Raw genomic sequence first — 25991 nt, 5'->3', positions numbered from 1 at the left:
GCTTTTTCGGAATCCTATCATGTGATTATGGATTCTCAACGTATTTTGACAGAAATTTATCAATGACTCTGCGATAATCATCAGGATTTTCATTAAATGACTGGGCATGGCGGCCATTTGCAGCGAGATAAAGCATTTTTGGCCCTTGTTTTTTCTCATATAATTCCTTCGTCATGGCCGGAAGAATAAAATCATCGTTTTCGCTGTGAATAAAAAGAATAGGATGTTTAATATTTTCAATAACTGAGATGGGTGAGACATGACGGATCGAATATTTTTCACGAAAGCGTAAAATAAAATCTGCAACGGGAATTAGCAGCGACGGAATCATCTTATATTCTTTTTTGAGTTGATAAGAAAGCTGCTCTTTCAGATCAGAAAACGGACAGTCGGCAATATAGAAATCAGCACCATCCTCGAGCATTCCAGCATACAACAGCATTGTAGCTGCACCCATTGATTCACCATGGATACCGAGAGTAAGAGTCGATCCTTTCTCCTTTTTCAACCAATCAATTACTGCTTTTAAATCAAACTTTTCATAATGACCAAAGCTGGTTGTTTTCCCCCCAGACTCTCCGTGGCGCCTATGGTCGTAAATGATGGCATTAAATCCTCGCTCTAAAAAAAGATTCATATATTTGATTGAATTAGTTTTTGTTTCTGTCACACCATGGGAAATAATTACATAACGATTGGACTCGTGCGGTTCAACCAGCAGAGCTTTAATGGGATAACCGAAGGGTGACTCAATGATAACCTCGCGCTTAGAAAGTGACTCGAAATGTTCGGGATTAAATCTCCCCGCTTCCTTTTCACGCTGTACAATAAATTGCTCATCCTTTTTCTTCAAATACATAAGGCGATTTGTAAAATAAAAACCTAAAGAAAATGTAAATAAGAATGAAAGTAAAAGAGCTCGCAACGCCTTTCTCACGAATACACCTCCAAAAGGTCCTCGAATAGTAATTATTTGGTAACGTTGGCTTTTATTTTAACATAGGAAAAGCCGCTAACTCCATTTAGCGGCCTCGTGAATATTAATTATTATGTCTAGCTCCAGCGACTAGAGGCTCGGGGTCATAAGCCAATCCGTCAAGAAGGTTAAAAAGCAACCCTCTCGCCGGCTCGTCTTATGCCTGTCGCCTCTGGGAAAAAATGAACTGCTTTTTTCCTTGGGCAAGGCGCTTCCGCTTTTCCTATTGCTCAGCATTTTGTCTCTTTGTAGGATGAATTGCTTTTTCTATTTCCTCGGCAGAAATTATTCGCTTTCCTGTGCCCGCAGATTCCGCATAATCCTTCCCTTTTTGGCTGTATCCTTTATCACGCTTTTGGCTCATAATCGTCAGACTCCCTTCGAAGTGGTTTCATTTAATAAGGTGCTTATAAGGTAGCTTGATTATTCATATTAAAAAATAGATGAGGATGGATGATTTCAACTATCAAGAGGCGGTGAATTCTAAAAAACAAGAATAAATGAAATTTTGACAAAATAAGAGGATTTTCTGTGTTCGGACTCGAATTAGTATAAGGTAAAAGTACATAAAAGGAGAGAAAAAAAATGAGCCAAACAGAAGTAGTAATTGTAAGTGCTGTTCGTACTGCACTAGGTAATTTTAACGGAAGCTTAAAGAGTGTATCAGCTCCAGTATTAGGAGCAACGGTTATTAAAGGTGCACTCGAACAAGCTGGCCTGAAGCCAGAACAAGTTGACGAAGTCATCTTAGGAAACGTACTGCAAGCAGGTCTTGGTCAAAATCCAGCAAGGCAGGCTGCAATTGGTGCGGGAATCCCTGAAAGTGTTTCCTCAATGACAATAAATAAAGTCTGCGGCTCAGGTTTAAAAGCTGTTCATTTGGCAACACAGGCAATTCTAGCAGGAGATGCTGAGATTGTTGTTGCTGGTGGAATGGAGAATATGAGCCAAGCTCCTTACCTAATAAAAAATGCCCGTGAAGGTTTTAAAATGGGTGATCAAAAAATAATTGATACTTTGACTAGTGATGGACTGACATGTGTTTTCAACCAATATCATATGGGTCTTACAGCTGAAAACTTAGCTGATAAATATTCAATTACGAGGGAAGAGCAGGACCAGTTTTCAGCACAAAGTCAGGAGAAGGCAGTCAATGCGATTGAAGCAGGGAAATTTAAAGATGAAATTATTCCTGTACTTATTCCACAGCGCAAAGGGGATCCAATTGTTTTTGATACCGATGAGTATCCGAAAAAAGGGACCACAGCAGAAAAACTTGCAGGATTACGTCCAGCCTTCAAAAAAGATGGCAGTGTAACCGCTGGAAATGCATCCGGAATCAATGATGGAGCAGCAGTTTTAGTTGTGATGAGCAGGAAAAAAGCGGACGAATTAGGGATTAAGCCTTTAGTAACGATTAAAGGAAATGCAAGTGCTGGTGTTGATCCTAGCATTATGGGAATTGGCCCAGTTCCAGCGGTAAAAAAGGTGCTGGAAAAAACGTCTATTTCAATGGAAGAACTCGAGTTAATTGAAGCAAATGAGGCATTTGCAGCCCAATCACTGGCAGTTGACCGTGAACTTCATTTTAATAAAGAAATATTAAATGTTAATGGCGGTGCGATTGCACTTGGTCACCCAATCGGCGCAAGCGGAGCAAGAATTCTCGTCACTTTGATTCATGAAATGAAAAGAAGAAGTGCCAAGAAGGGATTGGCGACACTATGTATTGGCGGCGGTCAAGGGGTAGCAACGATCGTTGAGCTAGCGTAAAGCTAAAAAGAGGGGAGAAAAAGCACGATGAAGAAAATTAGTACATCCTTCCAGGAAGCGGTCGCGGATATACAAGATGGAGCCACGTTGATGGTCGGCGGTTTCGGTTTGTGCGGCATTCCTGAAAATCTAATCTTAGCATTGGTAGAAAAAGGGGTTAAGGATTTAACTGTCATTTCGAATAACTGTGGAATCGACGATTGGGGCCTAGGGCCGCTTTTGAAAAATAAGCAGATTAAGAAAATGATAGGCTCCTATGTAGGAGAGAATAAAGAGTTTGAAAGACAGGTTTTAGCAGGCGAGCTTGAAGTAGAACTGACACCACAAGGCACGTTAGCGGAAAAAATAAGAGCAGGCGGTGCGGGAATTCCAGCGTTTTATACTCCTGCAGGGGTAGGAACACCTATTGCTGATGGCAAGGACACAAAGGTCTTTAATGGTAGAGAGTATCTGCTAGAGGAGGCGTTGACTGCTGATTTCAGCCTTGTTAGGGCTTGGAAGGGCGACAAGATGGGAAATCTTGTTTATCACAAAACAGCAAGAAACTTTAATCCGATGATTGCTGCAGCAGGAAAAGTAACGATTGCTGAAGTGGAAACACTTTGTGAAATCGGGGAGCTTGATCCGAACTTTATCCACACGCCGAGCGTTTACGTTCAGATGATTATAGAAGGCAAGCAGGAAAAAAGGATTGAGAGAATGACAGTTACAAAATAGATTGCTGGAAGGAGAAAGTACCAATGGTCTCAGTTAGAGAAAGAATTGCAATAAGGGCAGAGAAAGAAATTGAAGACGGTTTTTATGTGAACTTAGGAATTGGGATGCCGACGCTGGTAGCTAATTTTATATCTGATAATAAACAGGTTGTCCTTCAATCGGAAAATGGGCTTCTTGGTATTGGTCCCTATCCAACCGAGGAAGAAGTTGACCCAGATTTAATCAATGCCGGAAAAGAAACGGTTACAGCGATTAGCGGGGCATCTTATTTCGATAGTGCTGAATCCTTCGCGATGATTCGCGGTGGACACATTAATATAGCTATCCTTGGAGGCATGGAGGTTTCTGAAACGGGAGACCTCGCAAACTGGATGATACCAGGTAAGATGATAAAGGGAATGGGCGGTGCGATGGATCTTGTCCATGGAGCACAGAAAATCATTGTTATTATGGAGCATGTCAACAAGAGCGGCGAATCGAAAATTTTAAAAGAATGCACCCTGCCGTTAACCGGAAAAGGTGTCGTTCATCGAATTATCACCGAGCGGGCGGTAATGGATGTAACAAAATCAGGATTAAGGCTAGTTGAAGTTGCCTCAGGGTACACAGTCGAGGATGTTGTGAACTCGACAGAAGCTTCCTTGTCAGTAGATGAAAACGTAGTTCTCGAAGCGTATTAAGAAAATCCAGCAGGCTGTTTATCGTAAACAGCCTGCTTTTTCTATTAAAAATGCTATAATTACATATGAAATGATGATTATGGGGGAGTTTAGGATGAAAAAGAAATCGAAACAAAAAAATCAATCTAAACCAAAAAAAGAAGAAGCAGCGGTAACGCTTAAAGATATGATCAATCCGGAATTAATCAAGCAATTAAAAGAACAGCAGGACCAGCTGAAGGCAGTAGAGGAACGTAAAAAAGAAGCAGAAGATCAACGGAAAAGAGAGGAACGCCGCTTGAAAGAGAAAAATAAATCTTTCGAGGAGCTACTCAACGAGAGCGGCATGAACTGGAAGGAATTTAAATAGGAGAGCCAATGGCCCTCCTATTTTTTTAACGATGTTCTTTATAAAGTGTTGTTTTAGATATTGTTTTTATCAAAGCTATTTCATCTTCTGTTAAAGACTGGCTATTAATAGCGTGGGCATTGGCTCTAACTTGTTCCGGACTACTGGCTCCGGCAATGACCGAGGCGACAGCAGGATGGGCCAAATTGTATTGAAGCGCTATCTCGGTAAATGAGCGGTCACCTGCCAGCTTGTCCTTTAGCACAGGTAATACATTAAGAAGCTCTTCCTGACTATAGTCTTGATATCCTTTCTGTGACACCTTTTCGAGCATTTTATCAGTTAGAAGTCCTTTCGCCAGAGGACCACGGGTTACTACACTAACTTCATGCTCGTGTAGAAATGGCAAAGTTTCTTCCTCAGCGCGGCGGTCCAAAATACTATATTGCATCATCACAGAAACAATGTGAGACTTCTGTACATACTCGCGAATGACATTTGGGCGAATGGAGGAAAGTCCATAATAACGAATAAGTCCTTCCGCCTTTAATTCTTCAAAAGCCTCTATCACGTCATCAATTCGATCCTCAATTGTCCCGCCGTGCAGCTGGTAAAGGTCAATATAATCGGTGCCAAGGCGTTTCAAACTTTGTTTAACTGCTTCCTTTATATACGATTTGGATGGGTCCCAAGACCAGCCTGATTTATCAGATTTCCAACGGTTGCCAACCTTTGACGCAATAATTACATTATCACGAACTTCCTTTAAAGCTGTCCCGACGATTTTTTCATTTTCACCAAAATCATATAAATCTGCAGTATCGAAATAATTGATTCCCTCATCCAATGCGGTTTCAATAACCTCTCTAGCTGCTTTCTCCTCGGTGCCAATCGACATACAGCCTAAACCTAATTCTGTTACCCATAAATCTGAGTTTCCCAGTTTTCTTTTTTTCAAAAATATCACCCCGTCCTTTTCTATAATTTTAATAAAGTCCGGGGAAGACTACAAACGTAAAAGGTTATTTAGGAGCGACTTTTTCTATCCATTCGGCAACGGTAAGATACTCTTTATTGTATTCCTTTAGCTTTTGTACTACTTCCCATCCCTTACCAACTAGAATTATTCCCCTCTCATGCACGTATACCTTCATCCCATACCCCTCCAAATAATGTATGGTAAAATGTATGTGCAGAATATACAGAAATAGAACAGGAGTTGACATAAATGGGTAATCTTAATGAAAAGACATTACATAGCGAAGAAATTTTTTCAGGTAAAGTCATTAGCCTTCACCTTCAGGATGTTGAGCTTCCAAATGGAAAACAGTCAAAAAGAGAGATAATTAAACACCCAGGTGCTGTCGCTGTTTTGGCCATCACCGACGATAAAAAAATTGTTATGGTAGAGCAATTTCGTAAGGCACTTGAGCGGACGATTGTTGAAATACCAGCAGGAAAGTTAGAAAATGGCGAAGAACCTGCTCTTTGTGCCCGGCGGGAGTTAGAGGAAGAGACAGGTTATGAATGTGAAAGTCTGGAGCTACTCCTCTCATTCTATACCTCACCTGGATTTGCAGATGAGATTGTTCATTTATATGTTGCCAAAGGATTAACAAAGAAAGAAAATGCGGCAACTCTTGATGAAGATGAATTTGTGAACCTTGAGGAATTAACACTGGATGAAGCCATTCAATATATAAAGGAACAAAAAATTTATGATGCAAAAACTGCCTATGCCGTACAATACTTACAATTACAAGAGGCATTAGTAGGTAAATGAAACGTTATTATGTAGATTTACATATTCATATCGGAAGAACCTGGACAAGTAAGCCTGTTAAAATAACAGGTGCGAAATCATTAACGTTTACTAATATCATCGAGCATGCAAGGCATGAAAAAGGTCTGAATATGATTGGAATTATTGACAGCCACTCACCTGAAGTAATCCTTGAAATGGAAAGCCTTGTTTCGAGTGGAGACATAATTGAACATCCAGATGGAGGCTTAGTATTCGGTGATTTAACGGTAATCCCCGGTTCCGAGTTAGAAATCTATGATGAACAATGCAATGGTCCGATACATGTGCTTGTGTTTTTTCCTACAATTTCAATTATGAGGGAGTTTTCTAATTGGCTTTCTGGTCATTTGAAAAATGTCCAGTTGAGTTCGCAGCGGATTTACGCATCAGGTCTAGATTTGCAAAAAAGGGTTAAAGAATTAGGCGGTATCTTTATTCCAGCACATGTGTTTACTCCTTTTAAAAGTCTATATGGTAAAGGTGTCAATAAATCCTTAACGGAAGTATTTGACCCAGACATGATTGATGGGATTGAGCTTGGATTAAGTTCTAATACGTTGATGGCAGATCAGATAAAAGAATTACACAACTATCCCTTTGTGACCAATTCCGACGCTCACTCCTTAGCGAAAATTGCCCGCGAATATCAGGTGATATCGATGAAGGAACCATCATTTAAAGAATTAGGAATGGCATTAAGGAAAGAGGATGGACGACTTATCCTAGCCAATTACGGATTAGATCCGCTCCTAGGTAAATATCACAAAACTGTCTGTGCAGAATGTTTACATCCAGCTAGTGAGGAAGACCAAATATGTACTCAGTGTGGTAACAAAAAAATCATAAAAGGTGTTGCTGACCGAATTCTTGAATTAAAGACTGCTGAAAAGAGTCCAGAAGGGCGTCCTCCCTATGTCCATCAAGTCCCGCTAGATTTTATTCCGGGATTAGGACCAAAATTACTCGAAAAACTCGTCAATCATTTTGGTTCTGAAATGGCAATTTTGCATGAAGTTCCATATCTGGGACTGACCGAAGTGGTTCCACCAAAGATTGCTGATCTCATCATGAAAGCAAGAGAAGGAAAAGTTACATTAGCAGCAGGCGGCGGAGGAAAATACGGCAAAATAGCAGACTAATATAATAATTTAATGAAAAAACCCGGCAGAATCACCAAATCTGCCGGGTTTTTTGATATTTACCGTTTCGATTTTTACTAAAAAATAAATATATCCGCGTTAATCGCATTATATCTGCGATGAGTCACCTCCACTTCTTTTTAAATTTAAAATCTATTAATTTATCGTCATAGAAATACTAGAAAGGCATAAAATGTAATAACTGATTAGGAGAAATAGGAGGGACTGCAGATGAAGAAACGATTGTACCAGAACGATGCCGCTAGTTATTTCCGTGAGCATTCCTCAATTTTTTTATTTATTGTCATATTATTTTTAATGGGTGTCATCTTCGGGGCAATAGTTGTGAATAGCATGAGCATTACCCAAAAGGAAGATTTATTTTATTATTTATCACAATTTTTCAGTCAAATTCTAAATGGGAAAGTTGCAGAAAATAATGATTTATTTGCTCAAAGTTTTCTTCATAATAGCAAGTTCATTGGGCTCATTTGGATACTGGGAATTTCTATTATTGGACTGCCGGTGATACTCATTCTGTTATTTATTAAGGGTCTGGTGGTAGGTTTTACGGTTGGTTTTCTTGTTAGTCAATTGGGTTTGAAGGGATTTTTACTTGCATTTGTATCCATTCTCCCACAAAATTTGATTATCATTCCCGTTTTCATTTTGATGGCTGCTTTATCGGTAATATTCTCATTGAGAATGATTAAAAAACAATTCTTTAAGACATCTGGACAACCAATCTTACCATTTTTCAAAAACTATATTCTCACCTTCATCGTTGCTGTAGTTCTTATATCTGCTGCCTCAGGAGTAGAGGCTTATGTATCACCATGGCTGATGAAAACAATGATGGGATCGCTCAATTTATAAGTATTATTACTTGATATTAAATATAATCTGTTGTTTATAATAATTTTATTTTGACACCTCTTTCTCATCTGTTATAATGAGAATAGCAGCGGCGAGGGAGGGACTTCGGTATGGAAACAAGAATTGAGAGAATTAAAAAGCATTTACATTCGTCAAGTTATAAGCTAACACCTCAACGTGAAGCAACCGTTCGGGTATTGTTAGAGCATGAAGAGGATCATTTAAGTGCAGAAGATGTATACCTCCTCGTTAAAGAAAAGTCGCCTGAAATAGGATTGGCAACTGTTTATCGTACACTTGAGCTATTAACTGAATTGAAAATTGTAGATAAAATTAACTTTGGTGATGGAGTTTCTCGTTATGACCTTCGCCAAGAAGGGGCAGCACATTTTCATCATCATCTTGTTTGTATTGAATGTGGAGCAGTTGATGAAATACAAGAAGACCTTCTTGAAGATGTGGAGGCCGTGGTGGAACGCAGATGGAATTTTAAGATAAAGGATCATCGTCTCACATTTCATGGCATTTGCTATCGGTGCCTAGATAAAGGAAAAGAGGAAGAAAAAGCCGAATAATAACCAAAAGTCCTTTTTAATGAAAAGGGGCTTTTTTTTATTTCATATTCCCAGCTCTCATAAAATAAATTCGCCAAAATCCTGCCTTTAGGTATAAAAGGTGGACAAATTGGCATATCTTTTACTAGGCTGATTGTTTGGGGGAAGATAAATGTTCTCTTTTATTAAAGTAATACTACAAACCTTAAAGGTTTTTATCATATTCACCGGGTGCACGATACTCTTTTATTATGGTATTATGTGGGTAAATGAGGAGTACCAAAATTACCATCGCTATGATTCACCAGAAGGCTCTGCTTTAAAGGTTTCCACACTAAATAAGGATGAAAATTCATTCTGGCTGGATCGGCTGATTTTGTTTTACTTAAATGGGGAGTAGTATTCAATGGAAGATTATTTGAAAGATTTTATGCAGTTTTTACTGGTAGATAAAAGGGTGGCAAAGAATACGCTGCTATCATATGAACGAGACTTGAAAAACTATCTTCGCTACTTAAAAAACGTTGAAGCAGTTGACACTTTAAATCATGTACAAAGAGCTCATATAGTCCATTTCCTGAATTTCTTAAAGGAGCAAGGGAAATCTCCGAAAACCTTGGCTAGGCATGTGGCTTCCCTACGTGCTTTCCATCAATTTTTATTACGTACTCATGCTGTGAATCAAGACCCATCAATCCTTATCGAGATTCCTAAGTCAGAAAGGTCAATTCCAAAAGTTTTAAGTTTAGAGGAAGTAGAAAAACTTTTAGACATATCTAATGGACAAGGGCATTTTGCATTAAGGGACAAGGCAATGCTAGAGTTCCTCTATGCTACTGGTATTCGTGTTAGTGAACTTATTCAAATTGATGTAGAGCATGTTAATTTAACAATGGGCTTCGTCACTGTTATCGGAAAAAGTAATAAAGAGCGAATTATTCCAGTCGGAGGACCTGCAGCAGAAGCATTAAAACGGTACCTGGAGTATGGAAGACCAAATTTTCTACTGGAGAATCGTACGGAGGATTCATTATTCTTAAACCACCATGGAAAGCGACTATCTCGTCAAGGATTTTGGAAGATTTTAAAAAAACTTGCAAATGAAGCTGGCATTAAGAATGAGTTAACACCGCACACACTTCGTCATTCATTTGCGACACATCTTTTACAAAATGGTGCAGATTTAAAAGCAGTCCAAGAAATGCTCGGACATGCTGATATTTCTACTACGCAAATTTATACGCAATTATCGAAGACAAGGTTAAAGGATGTCTATAGTAAATTTCATCCTAGAGCTTAATAGGGTACTAGAATTAAAACGATTTTAAAAAATGTCGAAAAGCTGCCATATTTATGGACAGCTTTTTCTTGTAATTTTACTGGAGTTTAGTAAAATGTAGAGGTCAGACTTCTGACGTTAGATTTTTAAAAGCATAAATAATCCTATTTTAATAAGGGCAATCTATTTTTATTAATTAGCAAAGTTATTTTAGAAAAAGGAGGAAGACTAGAATGGCATTAAATACATATAAACGAATATTTTTAATTGTGATGGACTCTGTTGGGATTGGTGAATCACCGGACGCAGATAAGTTTGGTGACAAAGGTGCAGATACCCTTGGACATATTGCTGAAAGAATGAACGGTCTAACTATGCCCAACATGGGAAGTTTAGGTTTAAGCAATATTCGAGAAATTAAAGGGATTGAAAAAGCAGTAAAACCCTTAGCGTACTTTACAAAAATGATGGAGGCTTCCAATGGAAAGGACACCATGACAGGTCATTGGGAGATTATGGGTTTGAATATACAAACACCTTTCCGTGTTTTCCCAGATGGATTCCCAGATGAGCTCCTTTCCGAATTGGAAGAACGTACGGGAAGAAAGATAATTGGCAATAAACCTGCTAGTGGGACGGAAATTCTTGATGAGCTTGGGGAAGAGCATATGAAAACGGGAGCATTGATTGTCTATACTTCTGCAGATTCTGTCCTCCAAATTGCAGCACATGAAGAAATTGTTCCAATTGAAGAGCAATATAAAATATGTAAAATCGCTCGCGAGTTAACCCTCGATGAAAAATACATGGTTGGGCGTGTTATTGCCCGCCCATTCTTGGGTGAACCAGGCAATTTTAAAAGAACAGCTAATCGTCATGACTATGCATTAAAACCATTTGATAGAACGGTTATGAGTGAAATGAAAGATGCAGGTTTAGATGTCATTGCGATTGGGAAAATCTCAGATATTTATGATGGTGAGGGTGTTACACAGTCTCTAAGAACAATTTCCAATATGGATGGTATGGATAAGCTAGTACAGACACTGGACATGGATTTTACCGGGATGAGCTTCTTGAATTTAGTGGATTTTGATGCGTTATATGGTCATCGCCGCGATCCAGAAGGCTATGGAAATGCACTTGAAGAATATGATGCCCGCTTACCAGAAGTGTTTGCTAAGTTAAAAGATGATGATTTATTAATCATTACAGCGGACCACGGAAATGATCCAGTGGCACCAGGAACGGATCACACCCGTGAATATGTACCATTAATTGTTTATTCCAAGAAAATGGCAGAAGGCAAAGAACTTCCTATTCGTGAAACCTTCGCTGATATTGGGGCAACAGTTGCAGAAAACTTTAAAGTGAAAATGCCTAATTTCGGAAAAAGCTTCTTACAAGAATTGAATTAAAGGGGTATGAACATGAATCCAGAAAAAATTCAAAACGCAGCAGACTTTTTAAAAGAGAAATATTCAAATACACCAAAAATTGGACTTATCTTAGGCTCTGGTCTTGGTGTTCTAGCTGATGAAATTGAGAATCCTGTAAAGATACCATACAATGAAATACCTGATTTTCCGATATCAACTGTTGAAGGTCATGCCGGACAGCTAGTTTTTGGAATTCTAGAGGGTGTAGAAGTGGTTGCGATGCAAGGCCGTTTCCATTTTTATGAAGGCTACGGTATGGACAAAGTAACCTTCCCTGTACGGGTGATGAAAGAATTAGGTGTGGACATGTTAATCGTAACGAATGCTGCGGGCGGTGTTAATGAAAGCTTCGAAGCAGGAGACCTTATGATTATTAGCGATCATATTAATTTTACAGGTGCTAATCCTTTAATAGGTCCAAATGATTCAAAATTTGGTCCCCGTTTCCCTGATATGTCAGAAGCCTATACAAAAGAATTGCGGAATGCAGCGAAAGAGATTGCAGCCCGCTTAAATATTAATGTAAAAGAAGGCGTATATTTCGGATTTTCGGGACCAGTTTATGAAACTCCAGCAGAAATTAGAATGGTTAGAACACTAGGAGGAGACGCTGTTGGTATGTCAACAGTGCCTGAAGTGATCGTTGCCCGCCATGGAGGGATGAAGGTCCTTGGAATTTCTTGCATTACGAATATGGCTGCAGGAATTCTAGACCAGCCTTTATCACATGAGGAAGTTATTGAAACAACAGAAAGAGTAAAAGCTAATTTTCTATCCTATATAAAAGAAATTGTTAAAAGCATAGTTAAATAATCTTATTAAAGTGGTGAATAGTATGAGAATGGTTGACTTAATTGAGAAAAAAAGAGATGGGCATGAACTAACTACAGAGGAAATAAAGTACATTATCAATGGTTACACTGATGGTTCCATACCCGATTATCAGGTTAGTGCCTTAACCATGGCAATCTTTTTTCAGGGGATGACAGAAAAAGAAAGAGCGGATTTAACAATGGCAATGGTTGAATCTGGCGATCAAATTGATTTATCGGAAATCAATGGAATTAAAGTGGATAAGCATTCAACTGGCGGAGTAGGAGATACAACAACCTTAGTACTTGGACCGCTTGTTGCTGCACTAGATGTTCCGGTTGCAAAAATGTCGGGGCGCGGTTTAGGACACACCGGCGGAACGATTGACAAATTAGAAGCAGTAAAAGGCTTCCATGTTGAAATTGAAAACGACGAATTCATTGATTTAGTTAACAAAAACAAAATAGCAGTAATTGGGCAAAGTGGTAACTTAACACCTGCTGATAAAAAGTTATATGCGTTAAGAGATGTAACAGCAACCGTTAATAGTATTCCATTAATTGCAGGCTCAATCATGAGCAAAAAAATCGCAGCAGGTGCAGACGCCATTGTTCTAGATGTAAAAACGGGTGCAGGTGCCTTCATGAAAACAATTGAAGACTCAAGAGAACTGGCTAAAGCAATGGTAGGGATCGGAAACAATGTTGGAAGACGAACGATGGCAGTTATTTCTGACATGAGTCAGCCGCTCGGGTTTGCTATCGGAAATGCACTTGAAGTGAAGGAAGCGATTGATACCTTAAATGGTGAAGGTCCTGAGGACTTAACAGAGCTTTGTTTAACTCTTGGCAGTCACATGGTTTACTTAGCTGAAAAGGCAAGTTCATTAGCAGAAGCTCGTACGATGCTTGAAAATGTCATTAAAGATGGCTCTGCACTTGAAAAGTTTAAGGTCTTCTTGAGCTCACAAGGTGGAGATGCATCGATTGTTGATGATCCTTCTAAAATGCCTCAAGCTCAATTTACATTCGAGTTAGAAGCTAAAGAAGATGGTTATGTTTCTGAAATCGTTGCGGATGAAGTAGGAACGGCTGCAATGAAATTAGGAGCAGGAAGAGCGACAAAAGAGTCCGTAATTGATTTAGCTGTCGGACTTGTTTTACGAAAGAAAATCGGCGATCAAGTGAAAAAAGGTGAATCGTTAGTAACGATTTACAGTAATTTTGAAGATGTAAGTGAAGTAAAAGCAATGCTATATGAAAATATTATCGTTTCCTCTGAAAAAGTTGAGGCACCAATCTTAATTCATGAAGAAATAACAGAATAGAACCAATAAGTGAAAGTCCAGGAAAAAATCCTGGACTTTTTTATTGTGTTGTTAGGAAAATATTGTATAAAGTTGTTGGATTTGGAAAAAATGGAATCTATATAAAGAATGGAGGGTTATGCAATGAAACGATATATTTCTTTACTAGTAATAACCTTGTTACTTACAAGTTTATGGATTCCGTCTGTCTCTGCAGAAGAAAAAACGACTTCTGATATAACAGATAATGTAAGGTCCGCGATATTAATTGAGCGTGATACTGGCCAAATTCTTTATGAGAAAAATAGTAATGAAGAGCTCCCACCAGCAAGCATGACAAAAATTATGACCATGCTTCTTATTATGGAAGCAATTGATCAAGGAAAACTTAAATGGGATGAAAGTGTCCGAACTAGTGAATATGCTGCTTCTATGGGCGGTTCGCAAATCTTCCTTGAACCTGGAGAAGAAATGACGGTAAAGCAAATGCTCCAGGGTATTGCGATTGGCTCCGGAAATGACGCATCCGTAGCAATGGCCGAGAAAATTGCAGGATCGGAAGAAGCCTTTGTTGACATGATGAATAACAAAGTAAAAGAACTTGGTTTAAAAAATACGATTTTTAAAAATACTACAGGTCTTCCTGGAAGCGGTCATTATAGTTCCGCACATGATATGGCGATTATGGCCAAGGAGCTATTAAAATATGAAGACATAACAAAGTTTACTGGAATGTACGAAGCGTACCTTCGTGAGAATACAGATAAAAAATTCTGGCTTGTTAATACCAATAAATTAGTTCGCTTTTACCCAGGGGTAGATGGACTAAAGACAGGATTCACTGCTGAAGCGAAGTATTGTTTGACAGCAACAGCACAAAAGGATGGTATGCGAGTCATTGCTGTTGTATTTGGAGCACCGACTTCAAAAGAAAGAAATGCCCAAGTGACAAAGATGCTTAATTATGCGTTTGCCCAATACCAAACGCACCCAATGTTCAAGCGAAATGAAGTAATTGGCAATGCTCATGTTAACAAAGGGAAAGACAAGAAAGTAGAGGCAGTAACAAGTGAACCTCTTTCTTTACTTACTAAAAAGGGTGAAAAAACAGAGGATGTTAAACGAAAAGTTACACTTGATAAAAACCTAAATGCTCCAATTACAAAAGGAGATAAGGTAGGAACTATTCAATTTGTGAAAGATGGAAAAGTAGTTCTAGAAAGTGAGTTAGTTGCGAAAAACGAAGTAAAAGAAGCAACCTGGTGGACGCTTTATAAACGTTCATTCGGAATGTTCACAAAAGCAGGAAAATAGTTTGACTGAATTGTCGAAATCTAACTTTTTTTAGCAAATATCAACTAGTTTTGTCTTAAGGGAAGGAGATTGCTCTAACGGTAACGAATTGACTCACTATACCAGATGAAGGAGGCTAGGGATAGTGAGTCTTAACATTGAAATGGAAATAAAACATGATGTTTTATTGCTGCGTTTAAGCGGTGAGTTAGATCATCATACAGCCGACGAATTACGTGAACAAGCTGCTAATGCAATTGAAAAAAATGATATTCGTCATATAGTTTTGAATCTAGAACAGCTTTCTTTTATGGATAGCTCTGGGTTAGGCGTCATTTTAGGGCGGTATAAGCAAATCAAGCAGGTGCATGGTGAAATGGTCGTTTGTGCGATTTCCCCTGCAATACAACGATTATTCGATATGTCGGGGATGTTTAAAATTATTAAGCTGGAACCGACTGAAGAGTTTGCATTGCAAAGATTGGGGGTGGCCTGAGTGAAGAATTCAATGACTCTTCAATTCAGTGCATTAAGTCAAAATGAATCATTTGCCCGTGTCACGGTTGCTGCTTTTATTGCACAGCTTGACCCTACAATGGATGAATTGACTGAAATCAAAACCGTTGTTTCTGAAGTAGTAACCAACTCCATTATACATGGTTATGAAAATGACCCAGATGGAATTGTTTATATTCAGGTAACCATTGAAGATAATTTAGTGGATATTTCGATTAAAGATGTCGGACTAGGTATTGTAGATGTGGAGGAAGCTCGACAGCCATTATTTACAACGAAGCCAGATTTAGAAAGATCTGGTATGGGATTCACTATCATGGAAAATTTCATGGATGAGGTTGAGGTTCTCACACAGCCAGGTAAAGGAACCGAAGTAAGACTAAAAAAGCATTTACACACAAGCAAAATGCTATGCAATTAAGGAGACTTGCCAATGGATGTGGAGGTCAAAAAAGATAAAGCGCAAACGTATTTAAAGGACCATGAAGTTAAGGAACTTATTAAGAAAAGCCAAGACGGCGACCAAGCAGCAAGAGACCTTATTGCTGAAAAAAATATGCGTCTTGTTTGGTCCGTTGTTCAGCGGTTTCTAAATAGGGGATATGATCCAGATGATCTTTTTCAAATTGGATGTATCGGACTGCTGAAATCTGTAGATAAGTTTGATCTTTCCTATGATGTGAAATTTTCTACCTATGCAGTTCCAATGATTATTGGTGAAATACAAAGGTTTATACGTGATGATGGGACAGTAAAGGTTAGCCGTTCATTAAAGGAAATGGGCAACCGAATTAGAAAAGCGAAAGATGAATTATCGAAAACTTATGGAAGAATTCCAACGGTTAACGAGATTTCAGAGCATCTTCAGCTGTCACCAGAGGATGTTATTCTCGCCCAAGAGGCAAGTCGGACGCCATCTTCGATTCACGAGACTGTTTATGAAAATGATGGAGACCCTATTACATTATTAGATCAGATCGATGATGGAAATGAAGGCAAATGGTTTGATAAAATTGCCTTAAAAGAAGCGATTCGAGAATTAGACGAACGTGAGCGGCTCATTGTCTATTTACGTTATTATAAGGATCAAACGCAATCGGAAGTAGCAGTGAGACTGGGAATTTCTCAGGTGCAAGTCTCAAGACTTGAAAAAAAGATACTGCAGCAAATGAAAGATCGTATGGATCTCTAATCCATACGGTCTTTTTTTTTAGTAAAGTAAGAAATTTTGCTCATACTAGTTATACAAGGAAATCAATGTGTGGGGAGTGAATGTTTTGGAAAAAACAGTCTACATCCGCATGCGGAATCGTGTTCTGGTAAAACCAGATGAAAAAGTTTATTTATTGGATATTGCCCAGATTATTGCTCCAGAAACTGTAATACCAGAATTGAAAAATTTAATGGTTCACCAAGTATCCATAAGGGATAAAAATATTATCATTATCGATGTCATGAAAGTAATTCGAATGATTTCGAATCTGATTGAGGATGTCGAGGTCCAAACGATTGGACCAGCACAAACAATTGTAGAAGTGATGTTTAAGAAAAAACAAATGTCGACCCCTATTTTTATCTTGATATGGTTTTTATTATTTTTCGGTTCAGCAATGGCCATTATGAATTTTCATGACGATGTCAGTATGCGGAGTGTTCAAGAAAAGTTATACAAAATTATAACAGGTGTCGAAGATTCTAAGCCATGGATTTTTCAAATCCCTTATTCAATCGGATTAGGTCTTGGCATGATATTATTCTTCAACCATGTATTTCAAAAAAGAATCAACGAAGAACCAAGTCCCCTGGAAGTCGAAATGTTTAACTATCAATTGGATTTAGATAACTATGTGATCATTCATGAAAATAAGGAAAGTATAAAACATACAAATGACGATTAAAGTCATCGCGGTTATGTTTATTGGGCTTGCAGGTGGATTAGCAGTTGGTTCAGGTTTTGTAGCCTTTCTTACAGTGCTTGGAATTATCCCAAGGCTGACACAATTATCGAAGACAATGAAGATGATTCGGCACTATGAATGGGCTGTCGTTATAGGAGCACTATCAGGTTGTCTAGGAAGCTTAAGAGATCCAATATTGGGAATATCCCCATATTTTATGCTCCCTCTTGGATTTGCTGGAGGAGTCTTTGTTGGAATGTTAGCGGCAGGACTAACAGAAGTATTAAACGTTTTTCCTGTTCTTGCTAAAAGACTGGGGATTGATGGGAAAATAATCATCTTAATTATGGCGATTGTTTTAGGGAAAATCGTTGGGTCAATTTTTCAATGGGTCTATTTTGTTCATCATTAATCTCGGCCTGGAAAGGACAACGAAGTATGAGCATTCGAAGGCGGGTTATATTAATTACTGATGGTGATGAGTATGCAAAGAGGGCAGTAGAGCATGTCGCTCATGAAGTGGGCGGGCGTTGTATTACGCAGTCTCATGGGAATCCTTCTGCACTAACAGGGGAGGAGCTTGTAAAGCTAATTAAAAAGGCAGCTAATGATCCGGTATTAGTAATGTTTGATGACAGTGGACTTGTTGGTGAAGGTGCGGGAGAGCGAGCTTTAAAATACGTCGCCACCCATAAGGATATTGAAGTATTGGGGATTATCGCAGTTGCTGCAAAAACTCATCAGGCAGAGTGGACTAGAATCGATGTAAGTATTGATCGGGATGGTGAATTAACTCCCTATGGTGTAGATAAACATGGTATACCAGAGCTAGAGATTGGAAGATTAAATGGAGACACCGTATACTGCCTTGATGAATTAGATGTTCCAATCATTGTTGGAATTGGAGATGTAGGAAAAATGGCAAGGAGGGACCACTATGAACGCGGTGCTCCCATTACGAAAAAAGCGGTAGAACTAATCCTCGAAAGGAGTGGATTTCGTGACGAGAGAGAACGAGCAAGCATGGCCGATTCCTGAATCGCTGCAAGAAATTGAACATTACATGAAACAGCGGGTTGGGCTGGGTGTAAGTTTTGACTTTGGTGTTCGTAAGTTAAAAATTCTTAAAAAAGATGTCCACTTTTACTGGATAACTGGTTTATGTGATACTCAATTTATTATTGAGACCGTTGAAGAATTAGTACGCATTAATGATCATGAGAAATTGTCAGCAGATCTTTTTAAAATAGTCGAGAACCGGCTCGTCAACCAATCGGTTAGTCCAGTAAAAACACTTGATGAAATGGTCACTCAGGTTTTATCTGGATTAATTGTTGTGGTAGTGGAAGGAGCAAATACTGCACTTGCAGTAGATGTCAGAAGCTACCCAGGCCGTTCACCACAAGAGCCAGATACTGAAAAAGTGGTTAGAGGTTCACGTGACGGGTTTGTGGAAAACATTGTTATTAATACTGCATTAACAAGAAGAAGAATACGTGATGAACGTCTGCGCTTTGAGATTCTAAAGGTGGGTGAACGTTCAAAAACAGATATAGCCATTGGCTACATAAATGATATTGCAGATCCAGACTTAGTTAATATTCTTCGTAAAGAACTTAAGTCCATTAAAATCGATGGGATTCCGATGGCCGATAAAACAATAGAAGAGTTTATTCTAAAACAAGGATTTAATCCTTATCCGTTGGTAAGATACACAGAACGTGCCGATGTAGCTGCTGCTCATCTATTAGAAGGTCATGTGGTTATTTATGTAGATACGTCACCAAGTGTCATCATTGCACCAACCACTTATTTCCATCATGTACAACACGCTGAGGAGTTCCGTGAAGCGCCTATAATGGGGACCTTTGTCCGCTGGTCTAGGTTTTTAGGAATTCTAACATCAATATTTTTACTTCCGTTATGGCTGTTGTTTGTATTAGAACCGTCCTTGCTGCCAGATAAGCTCTCGTATATCGGACCAAATGAACAAACGAATATACCAGTGGTGTTTCAAATATTACTAGCTGATTTTGGTCTTGAATTTTTAAAGATTGCAGCCATACATACACCAACTCCCCTATCAACCGCTATGGGGTTGATTGCGGCGGTATTGATTGGTCAGATTGCTATTGAAGTTGGTTTGTTTGTTCCTGAAGTGATTCTATATGTTGCGGTGGCAGGTATCGGTTCATTTACCACCCCAAGTTATGAGTTAAGTGTAGCAAATAAAATTGGCCGAATCGTTCTAGTAATTCTAGTATCAATTTTTCATACACCAGGCTTTGTTATTGGTTCCACCTTGCTGTTTATTCATCTAGTAACAACACGCACTTTAAATACACCGTACTTTTGGCCATTTCTCCCTTTTGAACCAAAGGGATTCTTACAAATTATTTTCCGACGGGCAGTACCTGGCTCGATCCTTCGTCCGAGTATTGTCCATCCGAGGAATCGCTACCGTCAGCCGCCGGATGGAGAATAAATTATTGCGGAAAAGATTTGGTTATGCTAAAGTATTTTTAATTATCTAAAAGGATAAAAAGCTAAAAATAGGCAGTATCCTTTGGGATTCTGTCTATTTATTTATTACTTTTTTAATCAAGTACCATAAACTAATAAAGAGTTTTTGCGGAGAGAGGGAAGGGAATGTATTTTTACGGGACAACAGGCGTAAACGGCAAGGGAAATTTGGAAATTGGCGGAGTTGATGCAATAGAGTTGGCCGAGCAATTTGGAACTCCTCTCTATGTATATGATGTATCATTAATGAGGGAAAGAGCGAGAGGATTTAAGAAGACCTTTGACGAGCAAAATATTAAAGCACAGGTTGCGTATGCCAGTAAGGCCTTTTCGACGATTGCCATGCTTCAGCTTGCTGAGGAAGAAGGATTATCTCTCGATGTAGTCTCAGGCGGAGAGTTATATACTGCCATCGCTGCTGGATTTCCGGCTGAAAGAATTCACTTTCATGGCAACAATAAAAGTAGAGAAGAATTAGAAATGGCGTTAGACAACAAAATTGGCTGTATTGTAGTTGATAATTTTTATGAATTAGAGCTTTTAAAAACAATCTGCATGGAACAAAATGCATCAGTTAGTATTTTACTCCGGGTTACTCCAGGAATTGAAGCGCATACACATGATTATATCTTAACAGGTCAGGAAGATTCGAAATTTGGTTTTGATTTGCAAAATGGACAAGCGGAGGAAGCTTTAGTAACTGCACTACGTTGTAATCACTTTGATGTGCTAGGATTACATTGTCATATTGGATCCCAAATCTTTGAGACAACCGGTTTCTTACTTGCTGCTGAAAAGATTGTTGGCAAAATGAATCAATGGAGAAATACACTTAACTTTAAAGCAAAAGTCCTTAATCTAGGCGGAGGTTTTGGGATTCGCTATACTAGTGAAGATGAACCGCTGCTGCCTTCACAATATGTTAGTGAAATTATAAAAGAGGTAAAGAGATTAATTCAGGATTACTCAATGACAATGCCAGAAATTTGGATAGAACCTGGAAGGTCACTTGTTGGTGACGCGGGTACAACACTATATCAAATTGGTTCTTCTAAAGAAGTTCCTGGCGTGAGAAAATATTTAGCGGTAGATGGCGGGATGAGTGACAATATAAGACCTGCTCTCTATCAGGCGAAGTATGAAGCGGTACTTGCAAATAGACCATTGGCAGAAGCCACGACTAAGGTTTCCGTTGCTGGTAAATGCTGTGAATCTGGTGATATGCTGATTTGGGATTTACCACTTCCGGAAACAAAAGATGATGATCTTCTTGCTGTTTTTTGTACAGGTGCATATGGATATTCGATGGCAAATAATTATAATCGTATTCCACGTCCTGCAGTGGTCTTTGTTGAAAATGGGAAGTCAACACTTGTTGTAAAAAGAGAAACATATGAAGATTTACTTCGGTTAGACCTGCCATTAAAATAAACAAGCTGCCGCCAAAGCGGCAGTTTATTTATTTTCTAATCCAGCTACAGCGCCTAGGGGCTCGGGGCCACAAGTCAATCCGGCAAGAAGGTAAAGATCAACCTTCTTGCCGGCTCGTCTTATGCCTGTCGCCCCTGTGCAAGGCGCTTCCGCTTTTTATGTTAATGGATTATTTTTTGTATATAGTGTAGAATGACAACATGTACGCTATCTTCAAATTGTATTTGGAGGATTTTTTATGAAGAAAAGTAATTGGAGTGTGTTTGGTATCCTTGTAGGACTAGCACTTATTTGGGGGATTATTTATTGGGTTTTTATTGTACCGAAATAATGTTACTTGGGATTGATAGATAAACATTTATTATGTATGATTGACAATAATGAAACACTTTACGAATTTGGTTACATATTATAGAGAAAACTGTATTTTTATGAATTTGTTAGAAAAAATATATTATCCCTAACTGGGTTTATTTAATATAATGAGGGAGCTATTATGTTAATTCGTTATAAGAAAACATTCGAAAAGATAGCCATGGGCTTATTGTCCTTTATGCCTACTGAAAAGGACTTGAAGAAACTCCAATTCACCATTAAGGAGTATGAAACGGAAGAGAATTTACAGCTCTTTCTTTGGAAGGAAGAAGATATTATCGGTCTGATTGGGGTTCAAATGAACGATGATGATTCTGAGTTAATGATTCAACATATTTCTGTCAATCCCTCACATCGTTATCAAGGGGTTGGAAAAAGAATGGTCAAAGCTCTTAAGGATTTATATCCCGACAAGCAAATAACAGCAAATGATAACACAGCACCATTCGTAGAAAAATGTGATTTTTGCTAACTAAAGAAATGAAAGGCAACGAGGATTTATTCGTTGCCTTTTCTATTCCTTAGTGCTTCCATACGTTCTTCCATGACCATTGTCCTATCGCGTAATTTATGCCTATGCACGATGAATTCATCCTCTAAGTTACTTCTCTCACCCCAGATAAAACCTAATTCTTCACAACCCTTTATACATGCGGTTAATAGAGTAGAATCGATTACAGGAAGATTAATGCTTTGATAGCATTCCTCTTTTTCGATTTCCTCAATAAGTTTTGAGAGTAAAGGGAATAAAACATTAACATCTAACCCCTGTAGGATTAAACCATTTGCCTTTAAGGACAGGATTTTAATAGCCTTTTTCAGCGTTCTTTCGGCACCATTAAAATTTCCCCGGCGATGATGGTACCTTGAAACCGCTAATAGGATGAACCCTACCCAGATGGAATCCTTTTGCTTATCGTTAGATTCCTTCCAATATTCCTCTAGTATTTCGTGGCATTCAAAATAATCACGATCACCATTAAAATGAACTAAAAATTGAACATACTCCTTCGGGTACAAAAAATCACCCCTAATAGTTAAGATATGTACAGTGTAGCATATAATCATTGTTTCTTCAGAATAATTCAAAAGGAAAAAGCCCGCCCCAAAAGGCGGGCTTTCTTGCTAGCTTACTTTGGCGTTTCTAATTAAAACCAGGAAGCACCAACAATAATTAACAGAATGAATAGAACTACGATTAAAGCAAAACCGCCTCCAAAACCGTGACCATCAGACATATTCAAAAACCTCCTATAGTGTTTTGTTATTCTTTTCACTCTCATCATATGTAGGCTGGTTGTCCAGTGTTATAGGTCAACATCCCATTTTTAAATTTTAGAATGGTAATGATTTTTCTATTGGATAACGTATATGAATCCTCTATACTAATAATAGTCATGATTTTTATGAAATTTACTTCGAGGATTCTGGTGAAAGATGATACACTATAATGTAAAAATTGACGCATTTGAAGGACCATTAGATTTACTCCTCCATTTAATTAATCGATTAGAAATTGATATATACGATATTCCTGTTGCCCAAATTACCGAGCAATACTTAATCTATATTAAAACAATGACCGAACTTAAATTGGATATTGCCAGTGAGTTTTTAGTAATGGCAGCAACCTTATTAGCGATTAAAAGTAAAATGCTTTTACCAAAGCATGAAGAGGAATTGGATGACTTCAATTCAGAAATTAATTATGAAGAAGACCCTAGAGATGAGCTTGTTGAAAGGTTAATTGAATATCGAAAATATAAAGAAGCCGCGCATGATTTAAAGTCACTGGAAGAGGAGCGCGGACTCATGTATACGAAACCTCCAAGCGACCTTTCGGATCTTGCAAAGGAAAAACAACCAGAAAAAGTAGAAATAAATATCACCCTATATGATATGCTGGCTGCTTTTCAGAAACTTTTAAGAAGAAAAAAGCTGCAACGCCCATTGTCCACAAAGATTGCTAGGCAAGAAATATCCATTGAAACAAGAATGACTGAAATAATGAGTGAGTTAAAACATTTAAAAGGCCGGAAAAACTTCAATGATTTATTCCCTATTCCTGCAAAGGAGCATATTGTTGTGACGTTTTTGGCAGTTTTGGAGCTAATCAAAAGAAAAGAAATTGATGTAGAGCAAAATGAAAACTTTGGGGACATCTTTGTTCATGCAATACAAGAAGGAGTGTAAGGGGCTTGGAGATAATAAATTGGCATAGCATTTTAGAGAGTCTTTTATTTGCGGCTGGTGATGAAGGACTTACTTTAAAGCATGTTGCTGAGGTCCTAGAGGTAGAGGAATTGAAGGCCGGAGAAATAGTAGAAGAATTAATACAGGTGTATGAAAAGGACAGCAAACGTGGAATCATGATTGTTCAGCTTGCAGGTACGTATCAGCTTGCCACAAAAAAAGAAAACGCAACGTACTTAAAAAGGCTTGTAGACTCACCCAACACGGCTACCCTATCACAGGCAGCTTTGGAAACATTGGCGATTATTGCATATAAACAGCCAATCACTCGTGCTGAAATAGAAGAAATACGCGGAGTAAAAACGGAAAGACCACTTCATACCCTAATGACAAAAGCACTCATTAAGGAAGTTGGAAGAGCGGAGGGAACAGGGAGAGCCTACCTATATGGGACCACTAAAGAATTTCTTGATTATTTCGGTCTAAAAAACATTGAGGAATTACCCAAGCTACCTGACCGAGTCGAAGAAGAATTTGTCCAAGAAGAAGCAGACCTGTTCTTCGAGAAGTTTCAGGAAAGTATTAATTCTTAAGGATAGATATTTAAAGCTCATAAATTGATTTCCGCGGAAGGCGCGAGACTCCTCGAAAATGCTATCGCATTTTCTTCGTGCGTGGGCAGATTCGAAGATGTAAATCAATGTCCTGCAGGAGGACAGGGCAGGGGAGACCCCGCTCATCTCTAAGCGCCGAGGAGTAGGAAAAGCGGAAGCGCCTTGTACAGCCCCGACAAGCGCTGGAGGGCCTGACGATGAAGTCGTTCTTTGACTTCAACGTTGGGACCGAAGCGACTCGAGGGGCTAGGCGCTGTAGCTAGACAGGCTTCCCGGACCGCCTGCGGAAAGCGAAGAGCCTCGTGACCGGCAAAGACCGCCTGTCCCTGCGGTGATTGTTCAAAGAAGCTTTCCTTAGTGGAGCGGAAATCAACAGACTATTTTAAAATCGCTTAAAAATAAAACAATTCATTTTAGATGTGTTAAAATAGAAATACGATTTAAATGAAATTCCGAAGATTCAACTTATTGTTAATGACCAAAGGGGATTGATTTAATTGTTAATTAAAGAATGCATCGGATACGAATTGGAAAAGGAAAAATCAAATACTTCAGAAGACTTCTTTAATAGAAGTGAAGTTACATTTATCGAGGATTCTGAGGAAAAGACCCTGCATGTATTGTATGTTAGATACTTTGAAGAATTTTTCCCGGAATTCACTCCTTATCAGCAAAATCCAATTATCACGAAAGACAATATTCAAGTAACATTTAAGGACATTGTTGCCTTAGTGTGTTTAATCAAAAATCCAGGATTGCGCAATCGTAAACGTTTATACATTAATTCTAAACAGGAATTTGCCTCATATTTTCAAGATATTGACTTTGAAAAATTACCTGAAATTGTACTTGCTGTTAAGCAAACGAATAAATTCGAGCTGCGTTCTCCGCTCGATTACATTAAGCAGCCAAGATAGTTGTTTAATAAAGAATTCAAAGGGGTGTTTCGATGGGAAATTCATTGGTTAAATCGCAGCTTAAAGATGTAGGAGGGTTTTTAACTACTACGATTAGTACTCTAGAAAATTATTTAAATGAAACAACCATTTCGCAGATGGAGCAACAGTTATCCGGAGATTGTGTTTATTATAAAATAGTCCTGTCAAACTTGAGAAAATTGCTTGTTTATTGTGAAGAAGGCTTGGATGCGTGCTCAGTTATTTTGCTAAGTGAACCGTTCCAGAAAGCAACAGCAGAAAAAACCCTTTATCGAATTTTTCATCAATGTATTGAAGAGTTTTTTTCTCCAAAAAATGATGCTTGGTTTGAGGATAGTCGTTCCGCATATACAGGAAGAAATTCAATTAAATTTTATAAAAGCGTACCTGAAAGTGTACAAGAATTAGTGAAAGGACTCGAGGGAGAATTTCAAAGAGTCAGAGAAGAACTTGAATATTATGAAACAGATTACCGTACGAAAATGATACAATCGAAATAAATGATTATCTGATACTGTCCTTTTGC

General features: G+C 38.5%; 33 protein-coding genes. 27 read left to right on the top strand and 6 right to left on the bottom strand.

What is annotated here, in order from left to right; all coding sequences use genetic code 11:
• Window positions 1–25: 25 nt before the first annotated feature.
• Window positions 26–937 carry an alpha/beta hydrolase gene (locus QNH48_RS21900; protein WP_283951999.1) on the bottom strand — a complete coding sequence of 304 codons (912 nt, stop codon included), beginning with the start codon at window positions 935–937 and terminating at the stop codon, window positions 26–28.
• 262 nt (window positions 938–1199) lie between these two features.
• The gene (locus QNH48_RS21895; RefSeq protein ID WP_283951998.1) at window positions 1200–1340 is read right to left on the bottom strand and encodes a hypothetical protein; all 141 of its coding nucleotides are present in this window, start codon (window positions 1338–1340) and stop codon (window positions 1200–1202) included.
• A 221-nt stretch (window positions 1341–1561) separates the two neighbouring features.
• On the opposite strand from QNH48_RS21895, the gene QNH48_RS21890 reads away from it, so the two are divergent.
• From QNH48_RS21890 to QNH48_RS21875, 4 genes are all read left to right on the top strand, one after another.
• The gene (locus QNH48_RS21890) at window positions 1562–2749 is read left to right on the top strand and encodes an acetyl-CoA C-acetyltransferase (protein WP_283951997.1); all 1188 of its coding nucleotides are present in this window, start codon (window positions 1562–1564) and stop codon (window positions 2747–2749) included.
• Between the two features lie 27 nt (window positions 2750–2776).
• A complete protein-coding gene (locus QNH48_RS21885) occupies window positions 2777–3466 on the top strand; it encodes a CoA transferase subunit A (protein WP_095247213.1) in 690 nt (229 codons plus the stop codon).
• A gap of 23 nt (window positions 3467–3489) precedes the next feature.
• The gene (locus tag QNH48_RS21880) at window positions 3490–4146 is read left to right on the top strand and encodes a CoA transferase subunit B (RefSeq protein ID WP_283951996.1); all 657 of its coding nucleotides are present in this window, start codon (window positions 3490–3492) and stop codon (window positions 4144–4146) included.
• A 94-nt stretch (window positions 4147–4240) separates the two neighbouring features.
• Window positions 4241–4495, top strand: coding sequence for a YqkE family protein (locus QNH48_RS21875; protein WP_283951995.1), 255 nt, complete (start codon window positions 4241–4243; stop codon window positions 4493–4495).
• 25 nt (window positions 4496–4520) lie between these two features.
• Here QNH48_RS21875 and QNH48_RS21870 read toward each other — a convergent pair whose 3' ends face one another.
• Both QNH48_RS21870 and mciZ read right to left on the bottom strand, forming a co-directional pair.
• Complete coding sequence (locus QNH48_RS21870) at window positions 4521–5432, bottom strand: aldo/keto reductase (protein ID WP_283951994.1); 912 nt, start codon at window positions 5430–5432, stop codon at window positions 4521–4523.
• Window positions 5433–5496: 64 nt separating this feature from the next.
• Window positions 5497–5628, bottom strand: coding sequence for a Z-ring formation inhibitor MciZ (mciZ, locus tag QNH48_RS21865; protein WP_283951993.1), 132 nt, complete (start codon window positions 5626–5628; stop codon window positions 5497–5499).
• 74 nt (window positions 5629–5702) lie between these two features.
• Between mciZ and QNH48_RS21860 the strand changes: the two genes are divergently transcribed.
• From QNH48_RS21860 to QNH48_RS21770, 19 genes are all read left to right on the top strand, one after another.
• The gene (locus QNH48_RS21860; protein WP_283951992.1) at window positions 5703–6257 is read left to right on the top strand and encodes an NUDIX hydrolase; all 555 of its coding nucleotides are present in this window, start codon (window positions 5703–5705) and stop codon (window positions 6255–6257) included.
• On the top strand, window positions 6254–7417 hold the full coding sequence (locus QNH48_RS21855) for an endonuclease Q family protein (RefSeq protein WP_283951991.1): 1164 nt from the start codon (window positions 6254–6256) through the stop codon (window positions 7415–7417). The genes QNH48_RS21860 and QNH48_RS21855 overlap by 4 nt, the downstream gene beginning before the upstream one ends.
• Before the next feature lie 231 nt (window positions 7418–7648).
• Entirely contained in the window at window positions 7649–8293 is a 645-nt protein-coding gene (spoIIM, locus tag QNH48_RS21850; RefSeq protein ID WP_283951990.1) for a stage II sporulation protein M, read from the top strand.
• Between the two features lie 110 nt (window positions 8294–8403).
• The gene (gene fur, locus QNH48_RS21845) at window positions 8404–8868 is read left to right on the top strand and encodes a ferric iron uptake transcriptional regulator (protein ID WP_283951989.1); all 465 of its coding nucleotides are present in this window, start codon (window positions 8404–8406) and stop codon (window positions 8866–8868) included.
• Between the two features lie 151 nt (window positions 8869–9019).
• Complete coding sequence (locus QNH48_RS21840; RefSeq protein WP_095247221.1) at window positions 9020–9247, top strand: YqzK family protein; 228 nt, start codon at window positions 9020–9022, stop codon at window positions 9245–9247.
• A gap of 6 nt (window positions 9248–9253) precedes the next feature.
• Complete coding sequence (gene xerD / locus QNH48_RS21835; protein WP_283951988.1) at window positions 9254–10147, top strand: site-specific tyrosine recombinase XerD; 894 nt, start codon at window positions 9254–9256, stop codon at window positions 10145–10147.
• Window positions 10148–10359: 212 nt separating this feature from the next.
• On the top strand, window positions 10360–11544 hold the full coding sequence (gene deoB, locus QNH48_RS21830; RefSeq protein ID WP_283951987.1) for a phosphopentomutase: 1185 nt from the start codon (window positions 10360–10362) through the stop codon (window positions 11542–11544).
• A 12-nt stretch (window positions 11545–11556) separates the two neighbouring features.
• Window positions 11557–12378, top strand: a complete 822-nt coding sequence (locus tag QNH48_RS21825) for a purine-nucleoside phosphorylase (RefSeq protein WP_283951986.1) — start codon at window positions 11557–11559, stop codon at window positions 12376–12378.
• 22 nt (window positions 12379–12400) lie between these two features.
• Window positions 12401–13705 (top strand): pyrimidine-nucleoside phosphorylase, encoded by a 1305-nt coding sequence (locus QNH48_RS21820; RefSeq protein WP_283951985.1) that lies wholly within the window; start codon window positions 12401–12403, stop codon window positions 13703–13705.
• 123 nt (window positions 13706–13828) lie between these two features.
• Window positions 13829–14998 carry a D-alanyl-D-alanine carboxypeptidase family protein gene (locus QNH48_RS21815; RefSeq protein WP_283951984.1) on the top strand — a complete coding sequence of 390 codons (1170 nt, stop codon included), beginning with the start codon at window positions 13829–13831 and terminating at the stop codon, window positions 14996–14998.
• A 124-nt stretch (window positions 14999–15122) separates the two neighbouring features.
• On the top strand, window positions 15123–15473 hold the full coding sequence (gene spoIIAA, locus QNH48_RS21810) for an anti-sigma F factor antagonist (RefSeq protein WP_283861363.1): 351 nt from the start codon (window positions 15123–15125) through the stop codon (window positions 15471–15473).
• The gene (spoIIAB, locus tag QNH48_RS21805) at window positions 15474–15914 is read left to right on the top strand and encodes an anti-sigma F factor (protein WP_095247228.1); all 441 of its coding nucleotides are present in this window, start codon (window positions 15474–15476) and stop codon (window positions 15912–15914) included.
• Between the two features lie 12 nt (window positions 15915–15926).
• Complete coding sequence (gene sigF / locus QNH48_RS21800; RefSeq protein WP_034677308.1) at window positions 15927–16685, top strand: RNA polymerase sporulation sigma factor SigF; 759 nt, start codon at window positions 15927–15929, stop codon at window positions 16683–16685.
• Between the two features lie 85 nt (window positions 16686–16770).
• Window positions 16771–17391, top strand: coding sequence for a stage V sporulation protein AA (locus tag QNH48_RS21795; protein ID WP_283951983.1), 621 nt, complete (start codon window positions 16771–16773; stop codon window positions 17389–17391).
• Window positions 17381–17803 carry a stage V sporulation protein AB gene (locus QNH48_RS21790; protein WP_283951982.1) on the top strand — a complete coding sequence of 141 codons (423 nt, stop codon included), beginning with the start codon at window positions 17381–17383 and terminating at the stop codon, window positions 17801–17803. The genes QNH48_RS21795 and QNH48_RS21790 overlap by 11 nt, the downstream gene beginning before the upstream one ends.
• Before the next feature lie 26 nt (window positions 17804–17829).
• Window positions 17830–18429 carry a stage V sporulation protein SpoVABEA gene (gene spoVAEA, locus QNH48_RS21785; RefSeq protein WP_283951981.1) on the top strand — a complete coding sequence of 200 codons (600 nt, stop codon included), beginning with the start codon at window positions 17830–17832 and terminating at the stop codon, window positions 18427–18429.
• Entirely contained in the window at window positions 18392–19876 is a 1485-nt protein-coding gene (locus QNH48_RS21780) for a spore germination protein (protein WP_283951980.1), read from the top strand. The genes spoVAEA and QNH48_RS21780 overlap by 38 nt, the downstream gene beginning before the upstream one ends.
• A gap of 164 nt (window positions 19877–20040) precedes the next feature.
• Window positions 20041–21345: a diaminopimelate decarboxylase gene (lysA, locus tag QNH48_RS21775; RefSeq protein WP_283951979.1), complete on the top strand. Its 1305-nt coding sequence runs from the start codon at window positions 20041–20043 to the stop codon at window positions 21343–21345.
• A 496-nt stretch (window positions 21346–21841) separates the two neighbouring features.
• A complete protein-coding gene (locus QNH48_RS21770; protein WP_283951978.1) occupies window positions 21842–22192 on the top strand; it encodes a GNAT family N-acetyltransferase in 351 nt (116 codons plus the stop codon).
• Window positions 22193–22218: 26 nt separating this feature from the next.
• On the opposite strand, the gene QNH48_RS21765 is transcribed toward QNH48_RS21770, so the two are convergent.
• Entirely contained in the window at window positions 22219–22740 is a 522-nt protein-coding gene (locus QNH48_RS21765) for a DUF309 domain-containing protein (protein WP_283951977.1), read from the bottom strand.
• A 128-nt stretch (window positions 22741–22868) separates the two neighbouring features.
• Window positions 22869–22958 carry a YjcZ family sporulation protein gene (locus QNH48_RS21760; protein WP_095247235.1) on the bottom strand — a complete coding sequence of 30 codons (90 nt, stop codon included), beginning with the start codon at window positions 22956–22958 and terminating at the stop codon, window positions 22869–22871.
• A 199-nt stretch (window positions 22959–23157) separates the two neighbouring features.
• On the opposite strand from QNH48_RS21760, the gene QNH48_RS21755 reads away from it, so the two are divergent.
• The 4 genes from QNH48_RS21755 to QNH48_RS21740 all read left to right on the top strand — a co-directional run bounded on the left by QNH48_RS21755 (window position 23158) and on the right by QNH48_RS21740 (window position 25965).
• Complete coding sequence (locus QNH48_RS21755) at window positions 23158–23913, top strand: segregation/condensation protein A (RefSeq protein WP_283951976.1); 756 nt, start codon at window positions 23158–23160, stop codon at window positions 23911–23913.
• Window positions 23914–23918: 5 nt separating this feature from the next.
• On the top strand, window positions 23919–24506 hold the full coding sequence (gene scpB / locus QNH48_RS21750) for an SMC-Scp complex subunit ScpB (protein ID WP_133367235.1): 588 nt from the start codon (window positions 23919–23921) through the stop codon (window positions 24504–24506).
• Between the two features lie 518 nt (window positions 24507–25024).
• Window positions 25025–25444 carry a hypothetical protein gene (locus QNH48_RS21745; protein WP_283951975.1) on the top strand — a complete coding sequence of 140 codons (420 nt, stop codon included), beginning with the start codon at window positions 25025–25027 and terminating at the stop codon, window positions 25442–25444.
• A 32-nt stretch (window positions 25445–25476) separates the two neighbouring features.
• Window positions 25477–25965: a YpuI family protein gene (locus tag QNH48_RS21740; protein ID WP_283951974.1), complete on the top strand. Its 489-nt coding sequence runs from the start codon at window positions 25477–25479 to the stop codon at window positions 25963–25965.
• The last annotated feature ends 26 nt before the right edge of the window (window positions 25966–25991 follow it).

It is taken from the genome of Neobacillus sp. YX16 (assembly GCF_030123505.1).
Classification (GTDB): domain Bacteria; phylum Bacillota; class Bacilli; order Bacillales; family Cytobacillaceae; genus Neobacillus.
Note: the sequence above shows the minus strand (reverse complement) of the source record. Positions and strands in the feature narration are given on the sequence as shown.

Coding starts and splice junctions, on each gene's coding strand:
- QNH48_RS21760 (WP_095247235.1), bottom strand. CDS start 22,958: ATGTCTGATGGTCACGGTTTTGGAGGCGGTTTTGCTTTAATCGTAGTT.
- QNH48_RS21770 (WP_283951978.1), top strand. CDS start 21,842: ATGTTAATTCGTTATAAGAAAACATTCGAAAAGATAGCCATGGGCTTA.
- QNH48_RS21825 (WP_283951986.1), top strand. CDS start 11,557: ATGAATCCAGAAAAAATTCAAAACGCAGCAGACTTTTTAAAAGAGAAA.
- QNH48_RS21815 (WP_283951984.1), top strand. CDS start 13,829: ATGAAACGATATATTTCTTTACTAGTAATAACCTTGTTACTTACAAGT.
- spoIIM (WP_283951990.1), top strand. CDS start 7,649: ATGAAGAAACGATTGTACCAGAACGATGCCGCTAGTTATTTCCGTGAG.
- QNH48_RS21860 (WP_283951992.1), top strand. CDS start 5,703: ATGGGTAATCTTAATGAAAAGACATTACATAGCGAAGAAATTTTTTCA.
- mciZ (WP_283951993.1), bottom strand. CDS start 5,628: ATGAAGGTATACGTGCATGAGAGGGGAATAATTCTAGTTGGTAAGGGA.
- spoVAEA (WP_283951981.1), top strand. CDS start 17,830: ATGAGCATTCGAAGGCGGGTTATATTAATTACTGATGGTGATGAGTAT.
- xerD (WP_283951988.1), top strand. CDS start 9,254: ATGGAAGATTATTTGAAAGATTTTATGCAGTTTTTACTGGTAGATAAA.
- QNH48_RS21895 (WP_283951998.1), bottom strand. CDS start 1,340: ATGAGCCAAAAGCGTGATAAAGGATACAGCCAAAAAGGGAAGGATTAT.
- QNH48_RS21740 (WP_283951974.1), top strand. CDS start 25,477: ATGGGAAATTCATTGGTTAAATCGCAGCTTAAAGATGTAGGAGGGTTT.
- QNH48_RS21820 (WP_283951985.1), top strand. CDS start 12,401: ATGAGAATGGTTGACTTAATTGAGAAAAAAAGAGATGGGCATGAACTA.
- QNH48_RS21880 (WP_283951996.1), top strand. CDS start 3,490: ATGGTCTCAGTTAGAGAAAGAATTGCAATAAGGGCAGAGAAAGAAATT.
- QNH48_RS21840 (WP_095247221.1), top strand. CDS start 9,020: ATGTTCTCTTTTATTAAAGTAATACTACAAACCTTAAAGGTTTTTATC.
- fur (WP_283951989.1), top strand. CDS start 8,404: ATGGAAACAAGAATTGAGAGAATTAAAAAGCATTTACATTCGTCAAGT.
- sigF (WP_034677308.1), top strand. CDS start 15,927: ATGGATGTGGAGGTCAAAAAAGATAAAGCGCAAACGTATTTAAAGGAC.
- deoB (WP_283951987.1), top strand. CDS start 10,360: ATGGCATTAAATACATATAAACGAATATTTTTAATTGTGATGGACTCT.
- lysA (WP_283951979.1), top strand. CDS start 20,041: ATGTATTTTTACGGGACAACAGGCGTAAACGGCAAGGGAAATTTGGAA.
- QNH48_RS21890 (WP_283951997.1), top strand. CDS start 1,562: ATGAGCCAAACAGAAGTAGTAATTGTAAGTGCTGTTCGTACTGCACTA.
- QNH48_RS21755 (WP_283951976.1), top strand. CDS start 23,158: ATGATACACTATAATGTAAAAATTGACGCATTTGAAGGACCATTAGAT.
- QNH48_RS21875 (WP_283951995.1), top strand. CDS start 4,241: ATGAAAAAGAAATCGAAACAAAAAAATCAATCTAAACCAAAAAAAGAA.
- QNH48_RS21790 (WP_283951982.1), top strand. CDS start 17,381: ATGACGATTAAAGTCATCGCGGTTATGTTTATTGGGCTTGCAGGTGGA.
- QNH48_RS21855 (WP_283951991.1), top strand. CDS start 6,254: ATGAAACGTTATTATGTAGATTTACATATTCATATCGGAAGAACCTGG.
- QNH48_RS21885 (WP_095247213.1), top strand. CDS start 2,777: ATGAAGAAAATTAGTACATCCTTCCAGGAAGCGGTCGCGGATATACAA.